Source organism: Gordonia sp. CPCC 205333 (assembly GCF_048537885.1).
Lineage (GTDB): Bacteria > Actinomycetota > Actinomycetes > Mycobacteriales > Mycobacteriaceae > Gordonia.
Genome location: NZ_JBCLVI010000001.1, coordinates 990,920 through 1,013,067, shown reverse-complemented (window position 1 = coordinate 1,013,067; position 22,148 = coordinate 990,920). Strand labels below are relative to the sequence as shown.

6 protein-coding genes (1 of these 6 cut by a window edge) are annotated in these 22,148 nt (G+C 63.5%); 2 read left to right on the top strand and 4 right to left on the bottom strand.

Annotated features, from left to right (window positions below):
* The first annotated feature begins 28 nt into the window (after positions 1-28).
* The gene (locus tag AAFP29_RS04630; protein WP_419216124.1) at positions 29-517 is read left to right on the top strand and encodes a DUF4190 domain-containing protein; all 489 of its coding nucleotides are present in this window, start codon (positions 29-31) and stop codon (positions 515-517) included.
* On the opposite strand, the gene AAFP29_RS04625 is transcribed toward AAFP29_RS04630, so the two are convergent.
* Positions 447-3,785, bottom strand: a complete 3,339-nt coding sequence (locus tag AAFP29_RS04625) for a GH92 family glycosyl hydrolase (RefSeq protein WP_419216123.1) — start codon at positions 3,783-3,785, stop codon at positions 447-449. The two genes, AAFP29_RS04630 and AAFP29_RS04625, sit on opposite strands and share 71 nt — an antisense overlap.
* 77 nt (positions 3,786-3,862) lie before the next feature.
* Here AAFP29_RS04625 and AAFP29_RS04620 point away from each other — a divergent pair, with 77 nt between their 5' ends.
* A complete protein-coding gene (locus tag AAFP29_RS04620) occupies positions 3,863-4,636 on the top strand; it encodes an SGNH/GDSL hydrolase family protein (RefSeq protein WP_419216122.1) in 774 nt (257 codons plus the stop codon).
* Positions 4,637-4,703: 67 nt separating this feature from the next.
* Here the strand turns inward: AAFP29_RS04620 and AAFP29_RS04615 are convergent, their stop codons facing one another.
* The 3 genes from AAFP29_RS04615 to AAFP29_RS04605 all read right to left on the bottom strand — a co-directional run.
* Positions 4,704-5,009: a hypothetical protein gene (locus tag AAFP29_RS04615; RefSeq protein ID WP_419216121.1), complete on the bottom strand. Its 306-nt coding sequence runs from the start codon at positions 5,007-5,009 to the stop codon at positions 4,704-4,706.
* 283 nt (positions 5,010-5,292) lie between these two features.
* Positions 5,293-5,532 carry an MbtH family protein gene (locus AAFP29_RS04610; protein ID WP_419216120.1) on the bottom strand — a complete coding sequence of 80 codons (240 nt, stop codon included), beginning with the start codon at positions 5,530-5,532 and terminating at the stop codon, positions 5,293-5,295.
* 33 nt (positions 5,533-5,565) lie between these two features.
* Positions 5,566-22,148, bottom strand: partial view of an amino acid adenylation domain-containing protein gene (locus tag AAFP29_RS04605; protein WP_419216119.1) — the 3' portion only. It continues 205 nt past the right edge of the window; the window shows 16,583 of its 16,788 coding nt (coding positions 206-16,788); its start codon lies beyond the right edge, outside the window — the gene reads right to left on this strand; its stop codon occupies positions 5,566-5,568.

The window sequence follows — 22,148 nt, the reverse complement described above, 5'->3', positions numbered from 1 at the left end:
CGCGACGGGAGCGAAAGGATTACCCGCGGTGTCGCCTGACCACCCCCCGGAGACAACACAGTTCCCCCCGCGGCCGTCGACACTTCCGCATGCCTATAGCGCATTGCCCGATGATGGACCGCTACCCGCCGTCGGCGACTTCTGGGATCTCAACCATCCCGATCCGCTGCCATCGCCACCGATAACGCCGACCGCTATCAGTCCGGTACCGCAGGCTCGCCGTATCGTCACGACGGCGTCGTTCGTGCCATCAGTCCTTCCGATGAAGACGGCGCCGGCAGTCTCGTGGGCCTTTGCCGCCGCGCTGAGTTCGATCCCATTGCTGGTCCTGTGCGGGCTCGGCGCGATCCTTGGCGTAGTCGCGGTGGTGCTGGGCATAGTGGGTGTGGCACAGGTCAATTCATCGGATCGCTACCGAGGGACCGGTCGCGCCGCCGCATCGATCGCTATTGGCCTTTCGACGACGCTGGTCGGCACTCTGCTGATGCTGTTGACGATGGCATTGTTTGGTGCCTGAGTTCAAGCCATTCCAATTGCACCACGGTGGCCGCCCGGTCCACTCGAATCCGCACACCGAGTACTTCCGGAAGATCGCCAACCGCGAAGACTCGCGTCTGACGTTCCCACCGGAACTCCGCTCTGCCGGTCGAGACCTCCTGCCAACGGTCTTGTGCGTCAAGCACTTCGACATTCCACGCGAGCGCTCCGGCAACCTTCGGCGTGATGGTGTAGTGACTGATCCGCGTCGGCTCATCGAAGCTCCAGGCCACGAACTCGTTCGGTGCCAACACCGCACCGGGCGTCGATGAGTCATCATCAAAGGCGTTCGCCGCATTCTCGCCACCCGACGCGGATCGCTGCGCATTCTCGGGACTCGTGAGATCGGCTGGAAAGAAAGGGAATTCACCTAGTGCGGTGATCGATGGTGGCGTCGAGGACGCCGCCCATTCCGAGGGCTGCGGCCCCAGCTCGAAGTCGATGCGCGCGCCATGTACCAATCGCGCGCGGTCGACGACGATCTCCGACCACGGTTCACCGTTGATACGAACGGCCTGGATGTAGATGTTGTGGCGATCAGCATCTGGCGCGACGATGTCAATAACTGACCCGTTCTCCAGTCGCCACGACATTCGACGAAAACTGGGCGCGCACAACACGTACTGGCCACTGCCGATGGTCAGCGGGTATAGGCCCGATGCCGCCCACAAGTACCACGCCGACATCTCGCCGTTGTCCTCGTCGCCCGGATATCCCTGCCCCACTTCGGATCCGAGGAATAGCCGTCGCACGGACTCGGTGACGATACGCTGCGTCTTCGCGTGTGCCCGCGACCCCGCCCGGGAGGCGAACGCGTACATGTACGGAATATGATGGGCAGGCTGATTCGACAGGGCGAGCATTCCCATCCGGGTGTCTCGCGCTTCACGCATTTCGTGAATGATCACCGGATAACCACCGCGAAACTCTTCGCGACCGCTCTCCGCCAACGCGTAGAAGGTATCGAGTCTGGCTTCCAGCGGCGCGTTGCCGCCGTGCAGAGCTGCCAGCCCAGCGCCGTCCTGGGGCGCGGTGAAGGCGCTTCCCCAAGCATTGGTCTCGGTGTAGTCGGTACCCCAGCGGCGCGGATCGAATGACTCATCCCGCCATGACCCGTCCGGCTCTCGGCCGCGGAAGAAGCCGGTCTCGGTATCGAACATGACGGCGTACCGGCCGGCCCGAGCGGTGAACCACGTTGCGTTGGTGACGAACTCGGTGTGGCGCGGATGCCCCGGATACCGCCGCCCCAAATACCCGGAGAACGCGGCGATCGCCGCGTCATTGATGGCGGCATCGACCGTCCAGCTCATCCCCTCGTGAATCCGTGTATCGGCATAGCCGGTGAAAAGTGACCGATCAATTCCTTTGCGCCCGACGCGTGGGTCATCCGACGGCGTCGTAGCGTTGCGCAGGCAGGAGTCGTAGGCCTCGAAGATGTCGAAGCCACGCTCACCCAACCCGGCCAATGCCGCATCGGCGAAGACCGCATCACTGGACGTGCCAGTCATGATGTCCGCGGGCCCCGGTGCCGACCAGCGACTTACCCAACCTCCCGAGCGATAGTGTTCGACGAATCCGTTCAACAGTTCGGCGGTCTTGTTGGGCGACAACAGAGTTCGCAAGGGCCAGCTGGTGCGATAGGAGTCCCAGAATCCGTCGGTGACAGTGAGCCGGCCGTCGACGATCGCCCGTCCGGTCCGCGTGGCCTGATCCGGTTCGGCCAGATCGCCAAACGGGGTGGCGTAGCACCAGTCCGGCTGTGCGACGTCGCCGCGATTCTCCGCGGCGGTTGTGGGATACAGATTTAGGCGATACAGCGACGAGTACAACGTGGTCAGTTGATCCGCGCTGGCACCGTCGACGTCGAGTACCGATAGTGCGTCGAGCCAACGCTGCCGCGCCCGCCGCACCACATCGTCGAAAGTTCCGCCGGCACGGTCGAGTTCAAGGTTTCGTCGCGCCTGGTCGACGCCGATGAAGGAAGTGCCGACGGCGAGGGTCACCGGACCAGCTGCCGCATCGACGGTGATCGAGCCAAGTACCGCAGCACGATCACTGTCGGGATAGGTATGCGTGTCAATGACTTTCGAGTCGACCTCGGCGTAGACATACATCCGCGGCACGCGAACCATACCGCCCGGGCCGTCGACATAGCCGGTGATCGCACTGGCCGACAACATAAGTGCACCATCGGCATCAAACTGATCGAAGATGATCGATCCGACACTGATCGCCGCGCCGTCACCGGTGGCCTTCGGGTAGGTGACACGCAACCACACCGAATGGGTACCCGCGGTGAGTTCGGCGGTTAACGTTTGCCCATCGCCGACGTCGAGGGTGACAGCGTATAGATGCGGGCGGTCGTATTCGGTGTCGTGGTCGAAGGCGAGGGCCCGTGCCTCCCGGCTGGGATCGGGATACGCCGACGGACTCGGAAAGAACTGGAATACACCGCGATCCCCCATCCACGGGGACGGAATATGGGAGGTCGCGAAGGACTGCAGATGGGGCCGTACGCGAGAGTCGACCCTCGATGCCTCGTGATAGGAATACGGCCAGCCCCGATTGCCGCCGTCGGTCATCGGGAGTCCGAAGACAAAGGGGTGCGGTCCGCCCGCGACGAGCGGCGCACAGTTACCCCGCGAGAAGCGATCCGAGGACTGTGTGCCGCGGGTGGTACGGACGTGGTCGAGGATGTCGACCGGTGTCCTGGCCGCGGAATCGACTCGGATGGAGTCCAGATAGCCGATGAGGCGACGTCGCGCGGACGCGCCGACGACACTGGCCGGGATCAGCACCGTCAATTCGACGCTGTCGATTGTCGCACCGACAAAGCTGTTGAGCGGGAATGACTTTCGTGTCCACTGATCGACCGCGATGGACTTGGAGTCGTACTGCGCGCCAGGAGTGGCCGGCACACCATGCTGATCAACGATGTCGGTGGCGGAGAGGCGCGAGCGGTCAGCGAATACGATGTCGAGACACACCGAGGTCGCCGCATAGGAATCTCGGACGTCAAGTTCGGTGGCGTCGAAGACCGGGTGCACGACATAAGAAATCCGCATGCCGGGCGCGATGGTCACGCCTTCGAGCCCCGTCGACTCGATGGTCAGCCTGACCAGCTCACCGGCGCGGCCTGAGACGTCATAACACCATGGGCGCATCGAAGTGAATCCGACACCGGGCTTGGCATTCACCGGATGCGCCGGGCCGTCGCTTCGGTTGAGGGTTGCTCGTGTGCTGCTCACGCCTTTACACCTAGCACATGACTCCGCGCGTGAGCGGCTCGATAAGATGGTCGACGCGCACGAGAGGGGAAACTGTCATGGCCAAGAGCGCCTACCGGTATGTCGCATTGGGCGATTCATTCACCGAGGGTGTCGGTGACGATGACCTGGCTCGCCCCAACGGGGTCCGCGGCTGGGCCGACCGGGTCGCCGAGGAACTCGGCCGCACCCACGACGTCGAATACTCCAATCTCGCTATCCGCGGGTGGCTCCTGGATCAGATCGTGGACACCCAGCTGGATCGAGCCATCGAGTTGAAACCCGATCTGATCACCATCTCCGCGGGCGGCAATGACATGCTGCGGCCCGGTTTTGACGTCGACGCCGTGATCGCCAGATACGACGCGCTGCTGAGCCGACTGGCAACCACCGGCGCCCAGATCGTCGTGTTCACCATGGTCGACGGATCGTCATTCCCGGTCTTCCGTCACCTTGGCGGCCGGGCACTACCGTTCAACGCGGCCATCCGGGAAATGGTGCGACGACATAACGGCACACTTGCCGACTTCTTCGCATTCGACGGTTTCGATGATCCGCGGATGTGGTCGTGGGACCGCCTTCACCTGAACACTGCGGGCCATACGTTAATGGCCGCGAATGTTCTCGACGTACTCGGCGTCGAGCATTCCGCGCCACGCCCGGCATTGGGGCCGCAGCCGTCGAGCTCGCTTGTCTCACGCAGAATCAACGATGCGGTGTGGACCCGCAAATTTCTCCTGCCGTGGATCGGGCGACGCCTGCGCGGCACCTCGTCGGGAGACGGGTTGACCCCGAGATACCCGGAGTACGTCCGATCGGGCGACTTAGTCTGACGGCGAAAAGAAATCCCCGTCCGCAGCGGGTGCGGACGGGGATCTTCGGAAAAGTTGGAGGCTCGCGTCAGCCGACCGCATGCAGGCGGCCAGACGAACCGCCTTCAATGTCGCGGCCGAGCCACATCACCATGTCTCGGATCGCATCGCCAATCTGCGGCGCCGACAGTCTCGCGACATTGGGCATCGCATTCAGAAGACCGGCGACCAGAGCGGAACTGGAACTCAAACCGTGCGCTGTAACGACGTTCGAATAGTCACCGATAACAGAATCGAGGCGTTCGAAACTGACTGCGTCACCGCTATGCCGTACGGCGGTCAGGGTAGGCGTGATCTCAGCACGGTGCTGGATGTGTCCTAGCACTTCGTTCATTGCTACCTCCGGCGACGGTTTGCCGATCTGCCTAGTTGGGTACTCCCACTAAATGACGGTGGGTATTGGGGTTCAGTTTGCCATGCGCTGAACATTCCCGCGAAGCCAAATGTCTGGTATTGGCGATCAAATTTCGATTTGTGAGCAACATCACTGCTGCTGGCTTGTGACTGAGCACCATCAATGTTATCAGTGTGACTGCCGTGCCAGCAGGGTAGACATAACTCGATGCCTGGCTGTGACGGAATCGATGCGACCACAACCAAGCATCGTCAACGCGGTATTAGGTAGCCGAACCGTTTCGGGAAGCGGCGTCGGCCTCCATAGCGTCGATGAGGCTCTTCGGCCGAAGGTCGGTCCAGTTCTCTTCGACATACTTCAAGCACGCCTCGCGGCTGTCCTCACCGAAAACCTTGGTCCAGCCGGCTGGAATGTCGGCGAAGGTCGGCCATAGCGAATGCTGGTTCTCGTCATTCACCAGCACGAAGAAGCGGCCGTTTTCGTCATCGAATGGGTTCGTCATGTCTCTCAGTTCTCCTTCTGCTCAGTACTTAGGTTAGTGCTCACGGGAACGCTTCACGATGTTGGGTTGGGCTATCCTAACTTCCGACCGCTCGAGGGCTTCTTGCACGCGTGGCCCGATGATCGCGAGCGCCCGTGCATCGGCCATGCCGAGGTGATGGGTATCGACGTCGATATTCTCGATCACTCCCGTCACGTAGAGCCGCCAACCATTGGCGATGATCCGCGGGTCCGCCTTGTCTCCGATGGCTGTGAACACCTGGATGGAACCGGCGAACAGCGCCGGCCGATAGCCGACGGAGATATCCGGCGCTGCCGCGAAACTCTCCATAATCGAGTCGACCACGGTATCGGCCAACAAGCCCATCCCGGCGATCTGTCCCCGGATGATGCCCGCGACATCTTCCGGAGTCACCGCGTTCACGGTTTCGTCCAGATCGAACAGATCCCGCCAACCACCTAGAACATCGGTCACATCGCTCGCTGGCGTTACATCAATGGGAATCTGCGGACCGAAATCAACGGTGGGTTCCTTGACCAAGTCGCCCTCGGGCAGTGAATCCATTATGCCGAGATACGCGACGTGTTCACCGTGTGACTGCAGCAGCGTCGCCATCGCATGCGCGATCACTCCGCCAACTGACCACCCGAGGAGGTGGTATGGCCCGCTGGGTTGTACCCGGCGGATCTCGTCGACATAGCGCGCGGCGAGCGTATGGGCATCGGTCACCGTAGGTTCGTCGCTGACGACATGCGGGTCCTGCAGGCCGTAGAGCGGCCGATCTGCGATATACGGTGCGAATCCGCCGTAGAACCACGCTAGTCCGCCGGCCGGATGGACACAGAACAGCGGCGGCAACGACCCGCCGCCACGCAACGTGATCAGAACATCGTCGGCCAGGCCGGTCCCCTCTTCCACTCGTGTGGCGAGCTGACGGACCGTCGGATCACTGAAAAGCCAACGCAGTTCGAACGGCAGGCCCCGGTCATGTGCTCCGGCAACAACTCGAGTCGCCGACAACGAATTGCCACCCAGATCGAAGAACGAGTCGACGACGCTGACCCGCTCGACGCCCAGCACGTCGGCGAATACCGCGGCGATAGACTCCTCGACGCTGCTGGCCGGTGCCACATATTCTCCCGCGGACTGGTTCGGATCGGGCAGTGGCAACGCCTTTCGGTCCAGCTTCCCATTCGCGGTCAGTGGTAGCGCGTCGACGACCACGATCTGATCCGGAACCATATAGCCGGGCACCAATTGGCCGGCGGCAGCACGTATCCGGTGGGTATCGAGTCGCTCTGAATCGTCGAGCACGACGTAGCCGACCAACTGCTCCCCACGCCCCGCGAGTTCTACGACTCGCGCCGCCGCCGCACTCACGCCGGGTGATGCCAGCAGAGCGGCCTCGATCTCGCCGAACTCGATCCGGAAGCCGCGCAACTGGACCTGCGCGTCCGCCCGACCCAGATACTCGATATCCACGCCGACCCGACGGGCCAGATCGCCCGTTCGGTACATCCGCGAACCAGCCTGATCGTAAGGATTCGCCACGAATCTCGATGACGACAATCCGGCGCGGCGCAGGTAACTCTGCGCCAATTGCCCTCCGGCGACATACATTTCGCCGATCATCCCGTCGGGTACCGGCCGCAGACGACTGTCGAGAATATGGATCCCCAACGACGCCAACGGCCGGCCGATGAAACTCGGATCGTCAGCGGAGACAGAGTTCGCATCCAGCGCACGGAAACTCACGTGAACGGTCGTCTCGGTGATGCCGTACATATTCACCAACTGCACGGGATCATCCGGGTAGTCGTCGAACCAGCGGCGCACCTGTTCGAAACTGAGTTCTTCCCCGCCAAACACGATGTACCGCAACGACATCGGACCTTCACCGGGCCCCGACGCGCGACGGCGCGCCTGCGCAAGCTGGTAAAAGGCCGACGGTGTCTGTGATAGCACCGTCACCCGTTCCCGCGCAAGCACCCTGATCAATTCATCCGGATCACGGGCAATATCTCGATCGACGATCACCAGCCGGCCACCGGTCAGCAGCGGACCCCACAACTCCCACACCGAGAAGTCGAAGGCATACGAGTGGAACATCGTCCATACGTCGTCGGACCGGAACTCGAAATCGCCTGCCGCCGTGTCCATCAGTGTCACTACATCACGATGGGTGATCTCGACACCTTTCGGCTGCCCGGTCGAGCCCGAGGTGTAGATCACGTACGCGCGTGCATCGGGATGTACTGGCACGGGGACGAAATATGCCGACGAGGCCGCCAACTCGCCCACGTCGGCGACAACGGTGTGCTCGGGCAAGCGATCCCAAAGCTTAAGTCCCGCAGTGGAATCATCGGAAACAACCACCGTTGGAGCAGCGTCGCACACGATGAATGCAAGCCGCTCGACCGGGTTCGTGGTGTCCAGCGGCAGATATGCCGCCCCGGCCTTCAATACACCGACGATGGCGGTAACCAAGTCGACGGATCGCGCCGTTGCGATACCAACCAGATCACCGGGCCGTACGCCGCGTGCCATCAGTCCGGCCGCGACCGCCGATGACCGTTCGTCGAGATCGGCGTAGGCTAACGACTCGCCCCGCACCGAAACAGCGGCGGCCCTCTCATGCGCCACAACGGAATTGGAAAATAGATCGACCAGCGACCTGCCCGCGTTGACTGTATGCGTCACCGGCGCGGTCAATGCTCGCCGGTACGCACCGACGTCGACCAGTAACGCGTCGCCGACCGCGCGAGCCGTATCGGCGGTCAACTCCCCGAGCAACTGGACGAATCGTCGCCCGACCTGCTCGACCGTCGCCGCATCGAACAGATCCGTCGCGTAGGTGATCGACCCTCGCGTCACTTGCCCGGAGGTCAACGCCGCCAGCCCAACCAAGAGGTCGACCTTCGCCGGAATCTCCGGCAGCCCGACTGGCGCGATCGTCAGGCCCCCTACGTCGACTGCGGCCGACGCACTTGTGAACTCCGGCAACACATCTGCGTCGAGGGTCAGCCACACCTGCGATAACGGCGCGAATGCTTCCGAGCGCACCGGACTTGTTGCTTCGACGATCGATTCGAACGGAACGTCGGCGTTGGCCATTGCCGTCAGATCAATGCCCCTGATTCGTCCGACGAGATCTGCGAAACTCTCGGCCGGGTCGATATCGCTGCGCAGGATCAAGGTGTTGACGAACATACCGACCAACCGGTCGAGCACCGCTTGGCCGCGCCCGGCCACCGGCGTACCGACCGCGATGTCGGCGGTACCCGACATCCGCGCCAGCAATACCGCCAGCGCGGCATGCACGACCATGAAACCCGACGCACCCAGTGTCGCGGCGGTATGGACGATACGCGTCGTGACATCGGCTGGAATCTCGAAGTCGATCATCGCGCCGCGATGACTCGCGACCGCGGGCCGAGGCCGATCGGTAGGTAACTCCAGCACATCGGGCAGCCCGGCCAATTGCCGAGTCCAATAGGAAAGCTGCGTGCCCACAATCGAATTCGGATCGTCACGGCTGCCCAAGACATCCCGTTGCCAGATCGCGTAGTCGGAGAACTGCACCTCAAGCGGCGCGAAATACGGTTCGTTCCCACCGCGGCGGGCGGCATACGCCAGAGCCATGTCGGCGATCAGCGGCCCGCGCGACTCGCCGTCAACGGCGATGTGATGTGCGACGACGGCCAGTACGGCTTCCCCCGAACCTGTTTGCCACAACCGGAATCTGATCGGCCACCGACGCGTCACATCGAAGCCATCGGTCACCGCGCGCTCGATCTCGCTCTGCCCTCCGACCACTGCCCAATCGATTTCAGCCGCAACATCCTGAGCAGGCGAAGCGGACTGGAACGGCACGCCGCGATCGGCCGGGAAGGTCGTTCGTAGGACCTCATGGCGCATGACGAGGTCGACGGCCGCCGCCCGCAGCGCATCGACATCGAGAGCACCGGTCAATCGCATCACCGACGGCACATTGTAAGTGGGCGACGCCGGATCGAATTGGTTGATGAACCACATGCGTTGCTGCGCAAAGGAAAGCGGAACGCGCTCGGGGCGGGTAATGATCGCGGTCACTGGCGGCAACGCGGCACCACGCTCATCCGCCGTCGTCGCAAGCGCACGTACCGTCGCCGCTTCGAACACGTCGCGTACCGACAGGTCCGCGTCGAGTGCCGTACTGACCCGCGCGGCAACACGTATCGCCGACAACGAGTTGCCGCCGAGTTCGAAGAACGAGTCGACAACGCTGACCTGCTCGATGCCGAGAACATCGGAAACTATCTCCGCGACAACCTGTTCGGTCACCGTTGCGGGCGCCACGTAGTCACCCGCGACGAATTCGGGTGCGGGCAGCGCCCGGCGGTCAAGCTTGCCCGCGCTGTTGAGGGGAACGTCGTCGAGAACTGTCCACAAGGTTGGCCGCATATAGTCGGGCAGTCGCGCTGCGATCGACTTCTTCACCGCGTCGAGATCGACAGTGGCATATCCGCCTTCGGAGCCAGCGAGATAGGCGAGAAGTTGCTGTCCGCCGTCGGGAGCGGTCACAACGGTCGCCGCCGCGTGCACGACACCGGGCGACTTGGCGAGCGCGGCTTCCACTTCACCGAGTTCGATGCGCTGCCCGCGAAGCTTCACCTGAAAGTCAGTCCGGCCGAGATATTCGATTTCGCCTTGGCTATTCCAGCGCACCAGATCGCCGGTGCGGTACAGCCGTCCGCCCGTCGATCCGAATGGGTCGGCGACAAACCGATCCGCGGTCAGCGACGGTGCGGTGGCATATCCGCGCGCGAGTTGCACGCCGCCCAGATACAGTTCTCCGGGCACGCCCGTTGGCACCTTTCGGAGCCTCGCATCGAGAACGTAGGTCGCGGTATTCCACGCCGGTCGGCCGATAGTCACGACCTCGTCCACTTCGGTTACGTCGGAGTACGAGACTTCGACGGCGGCTTCGGTCGGACCGAAGAGGTTGTGAATACCCACCGTTGGCAGTGCCGCGCGCACCTGGTGCACCGTCGCGGCCGGCAGCGCCTCACCCGAGGCGAATACCCACTTCAGACCGGATAGCGCGCGCAGTCGTCCGGCGTCGACCACATCGACGAATACCGAAAGCATCGACGGCACGAAATGCACCGACGTCGCGGCGGTACTGGCCAACAGTTCGACGAGATAATTCGGATCGGTATGTCCACCCGGTTCGGCGATGACGACAGTTGCACCGGCCAGCAGCGGGCCGAATATCTCGGGGATCGAGACGTCGAAGGTGTACGGCGTTTTGAGGACGATTCGATCCGTTGGCCCCCACGGATATTCGGCCAGCCCCCACCGCAGCCGGTTGTCGACCGCGCGGTGGCTCACCGTCACACCTTTGGGTCGGCCGGTCGATCCCGAAGTGAACAGGGTGTAGGCGGCGTTGTCGGGACCAATCGAAGCGATCCGGTCACGATCGCTGATCGCGGGGGTGGCGAGATCAACCGGCCCATCGGCGTCGACTTCGATCACGCGGATGGCAGATCCGGCCAGCGCCGCCGGTCGGGATGTCCCGCCGTGTACGAGCAGCAGGCCGACCCGAGCAGTCGACAACATGTACTCCACCCGGTCGGCGGGCGCCTCGGTGTCCACTGGAACGTATTGGCCGCCCGCGGCAATCACGGCGTGCACCGCGATCATCAGCTCCACTGATCGCGGAATACACACCGCCACAGCCGCATCCGGCCCAATTCCGGCAGCGATCAGGGTTCGCGCAAGGGTCGCCACTCGCGCACCGAACTCACGATAGGAGACCGTTCGGTCGACGAACCAGAGAGCGGGTGCCTCCGGCGTCGCCGCGCATTGTTGCGCCACCGCGTCGCCGAGGGTGCGCTCTGGCAAGAGGACCCGCGTTCCCACCGACCACGAGTCGATACCCTCGCGGTCATCGTCGGCGAGCAGGGAGATGTCGGCGGTCAGCATGCGCGGATCGGCGGTCGCGATCCGCAGGACTTCTTCGAGGCATCGCTCGAATACCGCGATCTGTTCCGCACTGAAAGCCGCTGGCAGATACTTGATCTTGAGTTCGAGCTGATCGGCGACCGGTGCCGCGATCAACGACAGCGGGTAGTGCGTGGCGTCGGTCGCGACGACGTCGGTCACGGTGAGTCCCCCGGTCAACGCCGCGTCGACGCTGGAGAGCGACTGCGTGTTCATCGGGTAGGACTCATACACGGTTAATGTGTCGAACAGAATCGAATTCCCGGACTGCGCAACGATTTCCGGCAGCGTGATGTGTTGGTGATCGAGTACCGCGACCTTGTCGGCACGCATCATGTCCAGCACGTCACCGATGCTGCGCCGTGGATCGACATCGACGACGGTCGGCACGGTGTTGATGAACAGGCCGGCGATCGTCTCGACACCGTCCAGGTCGGCGGGGCGGCCCGACACCGTCTCACCGAAGGCCACCACCTGGTTGCCGGTCAACCGCGACAACAGGACCGCCCACGCGAATTGCAGCACGCTCGACGGCGTAAGGTCGCGGCCACGCGCCAGCTGTTCGATGCGGTGGGTGAGGTCCACCGGCAGCAGCCGGGTGTAGTTCTGCGGTAGGTCGTCGGCCGTCGCACTGGCACCGGCCGCAACCAAGGTGGCGCCGTCGGCGGGTGCGAGGACCCCGTCCCAGGCGGCAAGCCCTTGTTCGCGGTCGATACGGCTGACCCACTTGAGGTAGTCGCCGAAGTCAGCGGACTCATGTTGTCCGGTATGCGTTGCACCGGTGGCGTAGAGCGCAAGCAAGTCGGCCAGTACCAGCGGGCCCGACCAACCGTCGAGCAGAATGTGGTGGTTAGTGATTATCAGACTCGCCGAATCACCATGTCGCACCAGCACGAATCTCACGAGGGGCGGTGCCGTCATGTCGAACGGACTGAGTTCTTCGGCACGAGCGATCGCCGAGACCCGCTCATCGTCGAACCGGTCGAGATCGACTTCCCGCCACGGAAGTTCGACCTCGCGCGGAACCACCGCGACAACGTTTCCGCTTATCGTTCGGACATATGCCGACCGGAGTACCCGATGTGCGGCCAACAGGCCGTGCGCGGCTCCCCGCAGACGATCGGTGTCCAGTTCGCCACCAAGGCGCAGAATCACTTGTGTCACATAGGCATCGACCTCGCCTGACTGATCTCCGGCGGCGAGCTCAGCCTGGAAATACAACCCCTGCTGCAGAGGGGCGAGCGGCCAGATCACCGCACCGGGATAGGTGCGGGCTACCGCATCCAGATCGTCCTGGGTTACCGCGGCACCCGAAATATCCGACGGGCTGGGCCCCGGATCCCCCACGCGTGCCACGTATTCGACTACTCCACGCAGTTCCTCCTGCCAGCGCCGGGCGATATCGCTGACGTCGCTTTCGGTCAATACGCCTGGCGCGTAGGAGAAGTCGGCGGCCAGGATACGGCCGTCCGGCCCGGCGACCGCAGCGGCATTGATACTGAGTGCATTCGCCGCTACCAGCGCACCGCTGGCTGATCCCGGCAACGCTGGCGCGTCCGGAGCCGGCAGCAGCGCGTCGGCGATTCCCTCGACGTCGTCGCCTCCGCCACCAGTGTTGCCGAGATAGTTGAACCCGATATCCGGCAAGGGCCGGGCACTCACCGCAGAATTCGTGAGGTAACGCAGGATTCCGAATCCGATGCCGTGGTCGGCGGCCGCGAGGCGTTCTTCCTTGGCCGCCTTGACTGTTCGCGCGATATCGCCCGACGGATCGATCGACACCGGGGCGATGGTGGTGAACCACCCAACCGTTCGAGACAAATCGACCGCGCGTCGGCTCTCCCGTTCGCCGTCGGCGGCGATTTGTTCCTCGCGGCCGTGACCTTCGAGCAAGATCGACACCGGCCCGTCCGGGCTGACGCCGTGGTCGTCCTGCCAGCCACGGATCGCGCGCGCAAGTGCCGCGAGCAGGGCGTCGTTGACGCTGCCGCCGAACGCTTCGGGAATCGTGGTAAGCAGCGCTTCCGACGTCGCCGTGTCGATCAGGTGCGATATGGTGCGCGCGGTGTGCTGGCGGTCGCGAGAACGATCGAAGGCGGTACCGAAGGTGGCGGGCGCAGTCGGTAGTCGCCTGGACCAGAAGCTGGTCTCGGCGGTCCGTGTGTCGACCGAGTCCGCGAGCAATTGCGCCCATCGACGCATCGAAGTGCCTTCGGGGCGAAGTGAAATCGGTTCTCCGGCAACGTGTTGTGACCAGGCGGTGGCTAGATCCTCGATAAGGATCGGCCACGAGACCGCGTCAACACTCAGGTGATGCGCTACGAGCACCACTCGACCTTCGCCGCGCGCATCGTCGCTCAGGACCGCCGCGTGTATTACCCGACCGTTGGCCGGATCGAGTGCCAGCAGGGCGGCCCGGTGCGCATCGACAACTGCCGCTGCGGGGTCGGCGGTAATAGTCTCAGTCACACTGGCGTCGGCGTCGAAGCCTTCGCCGGAGCGCATCACCCAGCCCGACTCGGTGCGGCGCAGGCTGGCACTGATCATCGGGTGGTTCGAAACCACTTCCGCGAGAACAGTTCTGATGTCGTGTGCGGTTCCTCCGGCCGGCAAGCGCAGTACCGTGGACTGGGAGAAGTCCGCGAAATCCGCCGCTGAATCGGCGTGTTCGAGCAGCCAAGACGTGATCGGTGTCAGCGTCACCGCACCTATCGCCCCGCCGGCCAATTCCTCCAGCGCCACCAACTGAGCCGAGTGGCCGGCCGAGCGCGCCATCGCACGAATGGTCTTGTGTTCGAATATTTCTCGCGGCGACAAGGTCAGGCCGACAGATTTCGCAGCGGATGCGAGCTGGATGGACATGATCGAGTCGCCGCCCATCGCGAAGAACGACTCGGTGACGCTAACGCGGTCGCGCCGAAGCAATGCCGACACGATTCCGGCTAGTTTGCGTTCGGGCTCGGAATCCGGTGCTACATAGGACGCTTCGGACGAGAAGCTGACCTCAGGCAACGCCCGACGGTCGAGTTTGCCGGCCGGCGTCAGCGGTATGGCATCGACCAGCACGGTCTTCGACGGCACCATATGTGCCGCGAGCCGTTGCGCCGCAGCACTTTCCACCGCAGCGGTGTCGATATCGCCACTCCCGACCAGATACGCGACCAGTCGGGTACGACCGGATTCCTCGTCGGTCACACCTATCGCGACGGCCTGCGCCACTCCTGGCTGATCGGCCAGGACTGCCTCGATCTCCCCCAGTTCGACGCGCTGACCATTGATTTTGACCTGATGATCGGCGCGGCCGGCGAATTCGAGATCACCGGATCCGGTGAGGCGCACCATGTCTCCGGTTGCGTACATCCGCTGCCCCGGCGCGCCAAACGGGTCGGCGACGAAGCGAGAGGCAGTCAGCCCCGGCCGGCCCAGATAGCCGCGGGCCAGACCCGGTGCGGCCAGATAGAGTTCGCCCACGACACCTGCCGGCACGGGATGTAACCGCTGGTTGAGGACATACGCGGTGAAACCGCCGATGGTCCGGCCGATGGTCACCGGCTTACCCGCTGTCATTCGAGAGCGGGTCGCCCAGACCGTTGTTTCGGATGGACCGTAGAAGTTGAAAATCCGCCTCCCACGAGCACTGAAACGTTCCACCAACTCCGGCGGGCATGCCTCGCCCGCTGTTGCCAGGTTCCGAACGGTATCGGCCTGCGCCGGGTCGACGGATGCAAGCACCGACGGGGTGATGACCATGTCGGTCACTTCGCCCGCTGACAACACCGCACCCAAGGCGTCGCCGGCGTAGGCGGCATGGGGGGCGATGACGAGTGTGTGTCCCGCCGCGATCGCCCAGATCATCTCGAAGAACGCGGCGTCGAAACTCGGCGACGCGACATGCAGCACACGGGTATCCGGGTCGTCGTCGCGTGAACCGGTCACCTTCACGTGTGCCACAACGAGATCGGCAATGCCGGTATTGCTCACGCCGACCGCTTTTGGCCGACCGGTCGAACCGGAGGTGTAGATCAGATAGGCGAGGCTGTCCAGGCGCACCGAGCCGTTACGATCGGCCGGGGCGATCGGATGCGCGGTATCTGCCTGAGCTGCCAGCTCGCCGAGATCAATCCAGTCGCATGCTCCGTCCGGAAAAACGTCTCGCATACCATCGACGGTGATCCCCCAGCGCACCGAGGAATCGGAAAGCATGTAGGCGATTCGGTCGGTCGGGTACGCCGGGTCGACCGGCAGATAGGCGGCACCCGATTTGATGACACCCCATACGGCCACAACCGATTCCACAGACCGCTCAAGTCCGACCGCGATGACATCGTCCGGTGCGGCGCCACGGGCCAGGAGTGCCCGCGCGACGCGATTGGTTTGTTCCTCGAATTCGGCATAACTGAGTTCGACGTCGGCGCAGATGATCGCGGGATGGGATAGGTCCAGATCACGTTGCGCGAGAATCGACACCAGCGTGCCGTCTTCGGTTGAACCGGACGCCGACGCGAGGGCGGCTCGATGGATGACCTGTTCGTGTGACGGAGCGGCCATTGCGACCCCGCCTGCGATGTCGATGTCGCCGATCGCGGTGCGCGGATCGGCGATCATCGCAGCCAGCACCCGTCGGTGCACCGCCGCCAGTCGCCGGATCGTCGACTCATCGAAAAGCGCTGTTGCATAGACATATTCGACGCTCGCGTGATCGACACCGTCAACCACGGTAACCGTGAGATCGACCTTCGCCTCGACATCGGCAGTCGCCGTCTCCACCGATTCGCGCGATACCGGACCGGCGAAATGGGTCAGCGCGATCTGGAACAGCGGCGTATGCGATGTCGATCGCTCAGGTGCGAGGTATTCCACCAGTTGCTCGAACAGCACGTCGGCGTTGGCGAAGGCATCGAGGTCGGTGGCGCGCGTCTGGTTGATCAGCTCTGCGACCGTCATACCCGGATCTACCCGACTGCGCAGGACCAGGGTGTTGACGAACATTCCGACCAGACGCTCGAGCGCGCTGTCGGTGCGCCCGGCGATCGGGGTACCGATCACCACGTCGTCGGTCGCCGCCAGACTCGCAACGGTGATCGCGAGCGACACATGCCAGATCATGAAGCTGGTGACACTCGCAGAGTGCGCCAACTGGCTTATCCCACTGGCAATCTCGGCCGGAACCGTGGTATGCAGAGTCGCGCCCGCGGTGTCCAGGACTGCCGGCCGGGGCCGGTCGGCCGGGAGGTCGGTGACGGCAGGAATGCCCGCCAGCGTATTCCGCCAATGGACGAGCTGACGGCCCATCGCCGAGTCCAGATCATCGCTGGCTCCAAGTACCTCGGCCTGCCACAACGCGTAATCCGCGTATTGCACCGGCAGCGGGTCGGGCGCGGGGGCGGACGGATCGGTACGACGCAGATACGCGGCGAGCACATCGTCGATGAAGACCCCGGTGGATTCTCCGTCGAAGGCGATGTGGTGCACGGTAACGATCACATCGGTGCCGCCGCCGTCGATGCGGTGAGCTCGTGCCCGGATCGGCAGTTGGGTCGTCACATCGAAACCGCCGCCGTCGACCAGTTCGTCGGCGGTGTTAACCAACGCCCAGTCGAGCAGGCCAGGTATCGCCTCGATTGGCAAGATCTGTTGGTGGGGATTGCCGTTCGCCGTTGGATAGACGGTGCGCAGAACCTCGTGTCGTGAGACGACGTCGATCAGTGCCTCCACCACCACGTCCAGATCGACGTCGCCGGGCAGATGAATTGGCATCGGAATGTTGTAGAGCGTCGAGGACGGGTCGAACTGGTTGATGAACCACATCCGCTGCTGAGCGGCCGAAAGCGGGATGAAATCCGGACGCGGCATCGGCACCAGCCGGGCTCGCTGTCGGCTTCCACTGTCGATACGTTCGGCGAGTTCACGTACAGTCGGCGCTTCGAATAGGTCTCGCACCGACACTTCGGCATCGAGGATGTCGGCGGCACGCGCGGCCAACCGCATCGCCGACAGTGAATTGCCACCGATGTCGAAGAATCCTGCGGTCGCCGAAACCCTTTCTACACCAAGGATTTCAGCGAAAGCTTGAGCAAGAGCAACTTCGGTCGCCGACTCAGCCGCAACATGTTCCTCGGTGGTGAATACCGGTTCGGGTAGCGCCCGGCGATCGAGTTTACCCGCCGAATTCAGTGTCACGTCGTCGAAGGCGACCCAGACCGACGGCACCATGTACACCGGCAGCGACCTGGCCGTGGCCGCTCGCACCGCCTCGACATCCACCGTCGAGGGACTGACGTAGCCAACTAATTGCTGTCCGCCGGATGGATCCGTAGCGACGGTTGCCGCCGCGTGCACTACTCCCGGCGCCGCCGTGAGCACCGATTCGATCTCACCGAGTTCGATCCGCTGTCCGCGCAACTTCACCTGGAAGTCAGTGCGGCCCAGGTACTCGATTTCACCGGTAGCGTTGCGGCGCACCAGGTCCCCGGTCCGGTAGAGGCGTGCACCTGATACTCCGAACGGGTCCGCCACGAACCGATCGGCGGTCAACGATGGTGCCGCGGCGTAGCCGCGCGCTACCTGTACGCCACCGAGGTACAGCTCGCCGGGCACACCGACGGGCACCATTCGCAGCCGGGCATCCAGTACGTGCGTCGTGGTGTTCCATACCGGTGTGCCGATGGTGACGGGTTCAGATACCTCTGTCACATCCGACCAGGAGACCTCCACCGCCGCTTCGGTCGGCCCGAATAGGTTGTGGATACCTACATTCGGCAATAGCGCACGCGTCTTGTGCACGACCGCTGGCGGCAATGCCTCGCCGGAGGCGAACACCCATTTTAGACTCGTCAGTGCCGAAATCCGCTCAGGGGCAAGCACATCGACGAATACCGACAGCATCGACGGCACAAAATGCACCGAAGTCGCCGACGTCGCCGCGATCAGATCCGCTATATACGCCGGCTCCGCGTGACCACCGGGTCGCGCGATCACCACGGTCGCGCCGACGAGCAGCGGAGCAAATAGTTCAGGCACCGAGACATCAAAGGTGTACGGGGTCTTAAGGATCACTCGGTCGTCGGTGCTCCAGCCAAATTCGTCGAGTCCCCAGCGCAGGCGGTTATGCACCGCGATACGTGAAACAGTCACGCCCTTGGGCACACCGGTCGAGCCCGAGGTGAACAGGGTATAGGCTGCGTTGTCCGGCCGAACCGGTGCGAGCAGTTCGGCCTGCACGAGTGGGACGACCGAATCATCCACCGGTACAGTCGAATCCACCGTGATCACCGGAATGCCGATATCAGTGGCCGCGCCCGTCACCAACGGCACCGAGGCATGAGCCGCCACGACGAGGATCGTGGCACCGGACCGACGCAGCATGTACTCGGCGCGCTGCATCGGCGCCTCGGTATCGATAGGTACATATTGCCCGCCGGCCGCCAGCGTGGCGTGGATGGCTATCAGCATCTCGACCGAACGCGGCAGACATATTGCCACCGCGACGTCCGGTCCGACCCCCACGGTGATCAATTCGCGAGCGAATACCGCCACACGGGCGTCGAATTCCGTGTAGGTGACGTTGCGCGTCCCGGATATGAGAGCGATACCGGCTGCCGTTCTCGCAACCGTCGGAACAGTCAATCCTGTTGCCGGAGAACCATTTACCTCGACGAACACGCCCTGCGCGGCGGACGAGAGCGCTCGGTGTTCCTCGACATCGATGAGCGACACGTCTCCGATCACCACATCTGGCGCGGTGGTCACTACATCGAGTACGCGGGTCAGCCGGTCGAGGAATCGCCGCACCGATTCCGGTGTGAATAATGCTCTCGCGTAGACCATCGACATGGTCCACGGCCCTTCCGGGCTGGTCATCACGGTGAGGGTGAGATCAAGCTGGGAAGTGACTTCCGGTGGCTGCACCGCTTCGACCGTCAACTCACCGAGCGCCGCCGCGCCAGCTCCGGCCGACGCCGCCGGGTCGAGGGACAACATGACCTGCGCGAGGGGCGAGAAGGCCTCCGAGCGAATCGGATTCAGTGCCTCAACGATCGTTTCGAAAGGCACATCGGCGTGCGCGTACGCATCCAGGTCGACCGCCCGAACCTGATCGAGGAGGTCGGCGAATGATCCCGTGCTATCGACGGAGGTACGCAACACCAGTGTGTTGACGAACATCCCGACGACAGCTTCGAGCTCGCGCTGCCCTCGTCCGGCGATCGGGGTAGCGATCGCGATATCGTCGGTCGTCGACAGGCGCGCGAGCAGCAGTGCGAATGCCGCGTGTAATACCATGAACACCGTGACACCGCGCTCTGCGGCCAACGCGGTGATCCGACTGGCAAGTTTCGCGTCGATTGCGAGCGATGCCACGCCGCCCGAGTAGTCAGCCACTGCGGGACGTGGGTGATCGGCGGGTAGGGCCAACACATCGGGCAATCCACCCAAGTGATCAGCCCAATAGGAAAGCTGTTTTCCGACAACAGAATCGGAGTCGTTCGGGGAGCCAAGCACGTCATGCTGCCAGATAGCGTAGTCGGCGAATTGCACCGCCATCGGCTGCCAGTGCGGCTCGTGCCCGGCACTGCGGGCGATATAAGCGGCGACGACGTCGCGCACCAGCGGAGTCATCGACTCACCGTCCGCACCGATGTGGTGGGCCACAACGGCCAACACATGTTCGTTCGTCGAGGCCTGAGCAAGTCGCACCCGCAGCGGCCATTGCGTCGAAATATCGAAGCCTGTCATGACCGCACGCTCGACCGACTCCGGAGAGTCGACGACCGCCCAGTCCAACTGATCCTCGATTTCTGCCGCGTCGCAAATCTGTTGCCGCGGCACACCATCGATGCTCGGATAGCGGGTCCGCAACACTTCATGACGTGCTACGACATCGGCGACCGCCGCCTTCAGCGCGGCGGTGTCGAGTCGACCGGTGAGTCGTAGAATGGCCGGAATGTTGTATGCCGACGATGTCGGGTCGAACTGATTGATGAACCAGATCCGTTGCTGCGCAAAAGATAGCGGCACAATGTCGGGGCGCGGATCAACCCTGGCCACCGGGGCGAGCGCGGTGCCACTGATCTCACCGACTCGCCGCGCCAACGCGCGGACAGTCGGCGCGTCGAAGAGATCGCGAACGGCGACATCCGCGTCGAGGGCGTCGGAGACTCGAGCCACGACTCGCGTGGCCGACAGTGAGTTGCCACCAAGATCGAAGAAGGACTCCACCACACTGATCGGCTCGGTCCCCAGTACCTCGGCGAAGACTGCGGCTATCGTCGCCTCCAATTCGGATCCGGCCGCCACGAAATCAGCTACAACCGAACCGATCTCGGGTTCGGGCAACGCCTTGCGATCAACTTTGCCCGCCATCGACAACGGCATCTCGTCGAGCGCGACCCATTGACTTGGGCGCATATACTCCGGCAGCGAATCGGCCACAATGCCAGCGACCTCGGCAAGGTCGACTGACGCGGGACTCACGTATCCGACCAGGAATTCGCCGGTTGATGTCCGCGCGACCGTCGCCGCTGCATGTACCACGCCGGGCGCCGAGGCCAACACCGATTCGATCTCGCCGAGTTCGATACGTTGCCCGCGAAGCTTCACCTGGAAGTCGGTCCGGCCCAGGTATTCGATCGCTCCGGCGTTATTCCACCGAACGAGATCACCGGTGCGGTACAGCCGCGCGCCGGGCCGGCCAAGCGGATCCGCGACGAACCGTTCCGCCGAAAGTGCGGGCGCGGCGGCATAGCCGCGCGCCACCTGAACACCGCCGAGGTACAGCTCACCCGGTACGCCTGCCGGAACAATCTGCAGCCGCGAATCAAGAACGTAGGCAGTGGTATTGGCCACCGGCTTGCCGATCGGGACCAGGCTCTCCCCCGGCAGCACCTGATGTCGGGTTACCTCGACGGCGGCCTCGGTTGGACCGTACAGGTTGTGTAGACCGATCTGCGGCAGCCGAGACACCACTCGCTGCGCGAGGGCCGACGGCAATGCCTCGCCGGAGGTGAACATGATTCGCAGCGACGTAAGCGCACTGATCCGCTCGCCAAGCACATCGAGGAATACCGACAGCATGGACGGAACGAAGTGGGTCACAGTGACACCGCGTTCGGCGATGAGACTGGCAAGATAACGCGGATCGCCGTGACGGCCGTGTTCGGCGACGACGAGGGTCGCCCCGGTCAGCAAGGGCCAGAACAGCTCTGGGATCGATACGTCGAAGGTGTATGGCGTTTTCTGCAAGACCACATCACCAGGACCGACCGGTAACGTCTCCTGCATCCACGCGATGCGGTTGCGGATCGCGTTATGCGACACCGTTACACCTTTGGGCCGACCGGTCGAACCCGAGGTGAACAGCGTGTAGGCGGCATGCTCGGTACGCAGCGCCGATGTCTCGGCAAAGCCAATCCCATACGTTTCCGTTGACACGTCACCGCTGGCGTCGACTGTGAGCACCTGCACGCCACTGTCATTCGCCACCGTCGCGACGTCCCCGCCGGCAGTGTCGGCGACAACGAGTAACACCCGCGCCGCGGCGGTGTCGAGCATGTATCTCGCGCGCTCGGTCGGCGCGTCGGTGTCGATCGGCACATATTGACCGCCGGCCGCAACGACCGCGTGAATGGCCACCA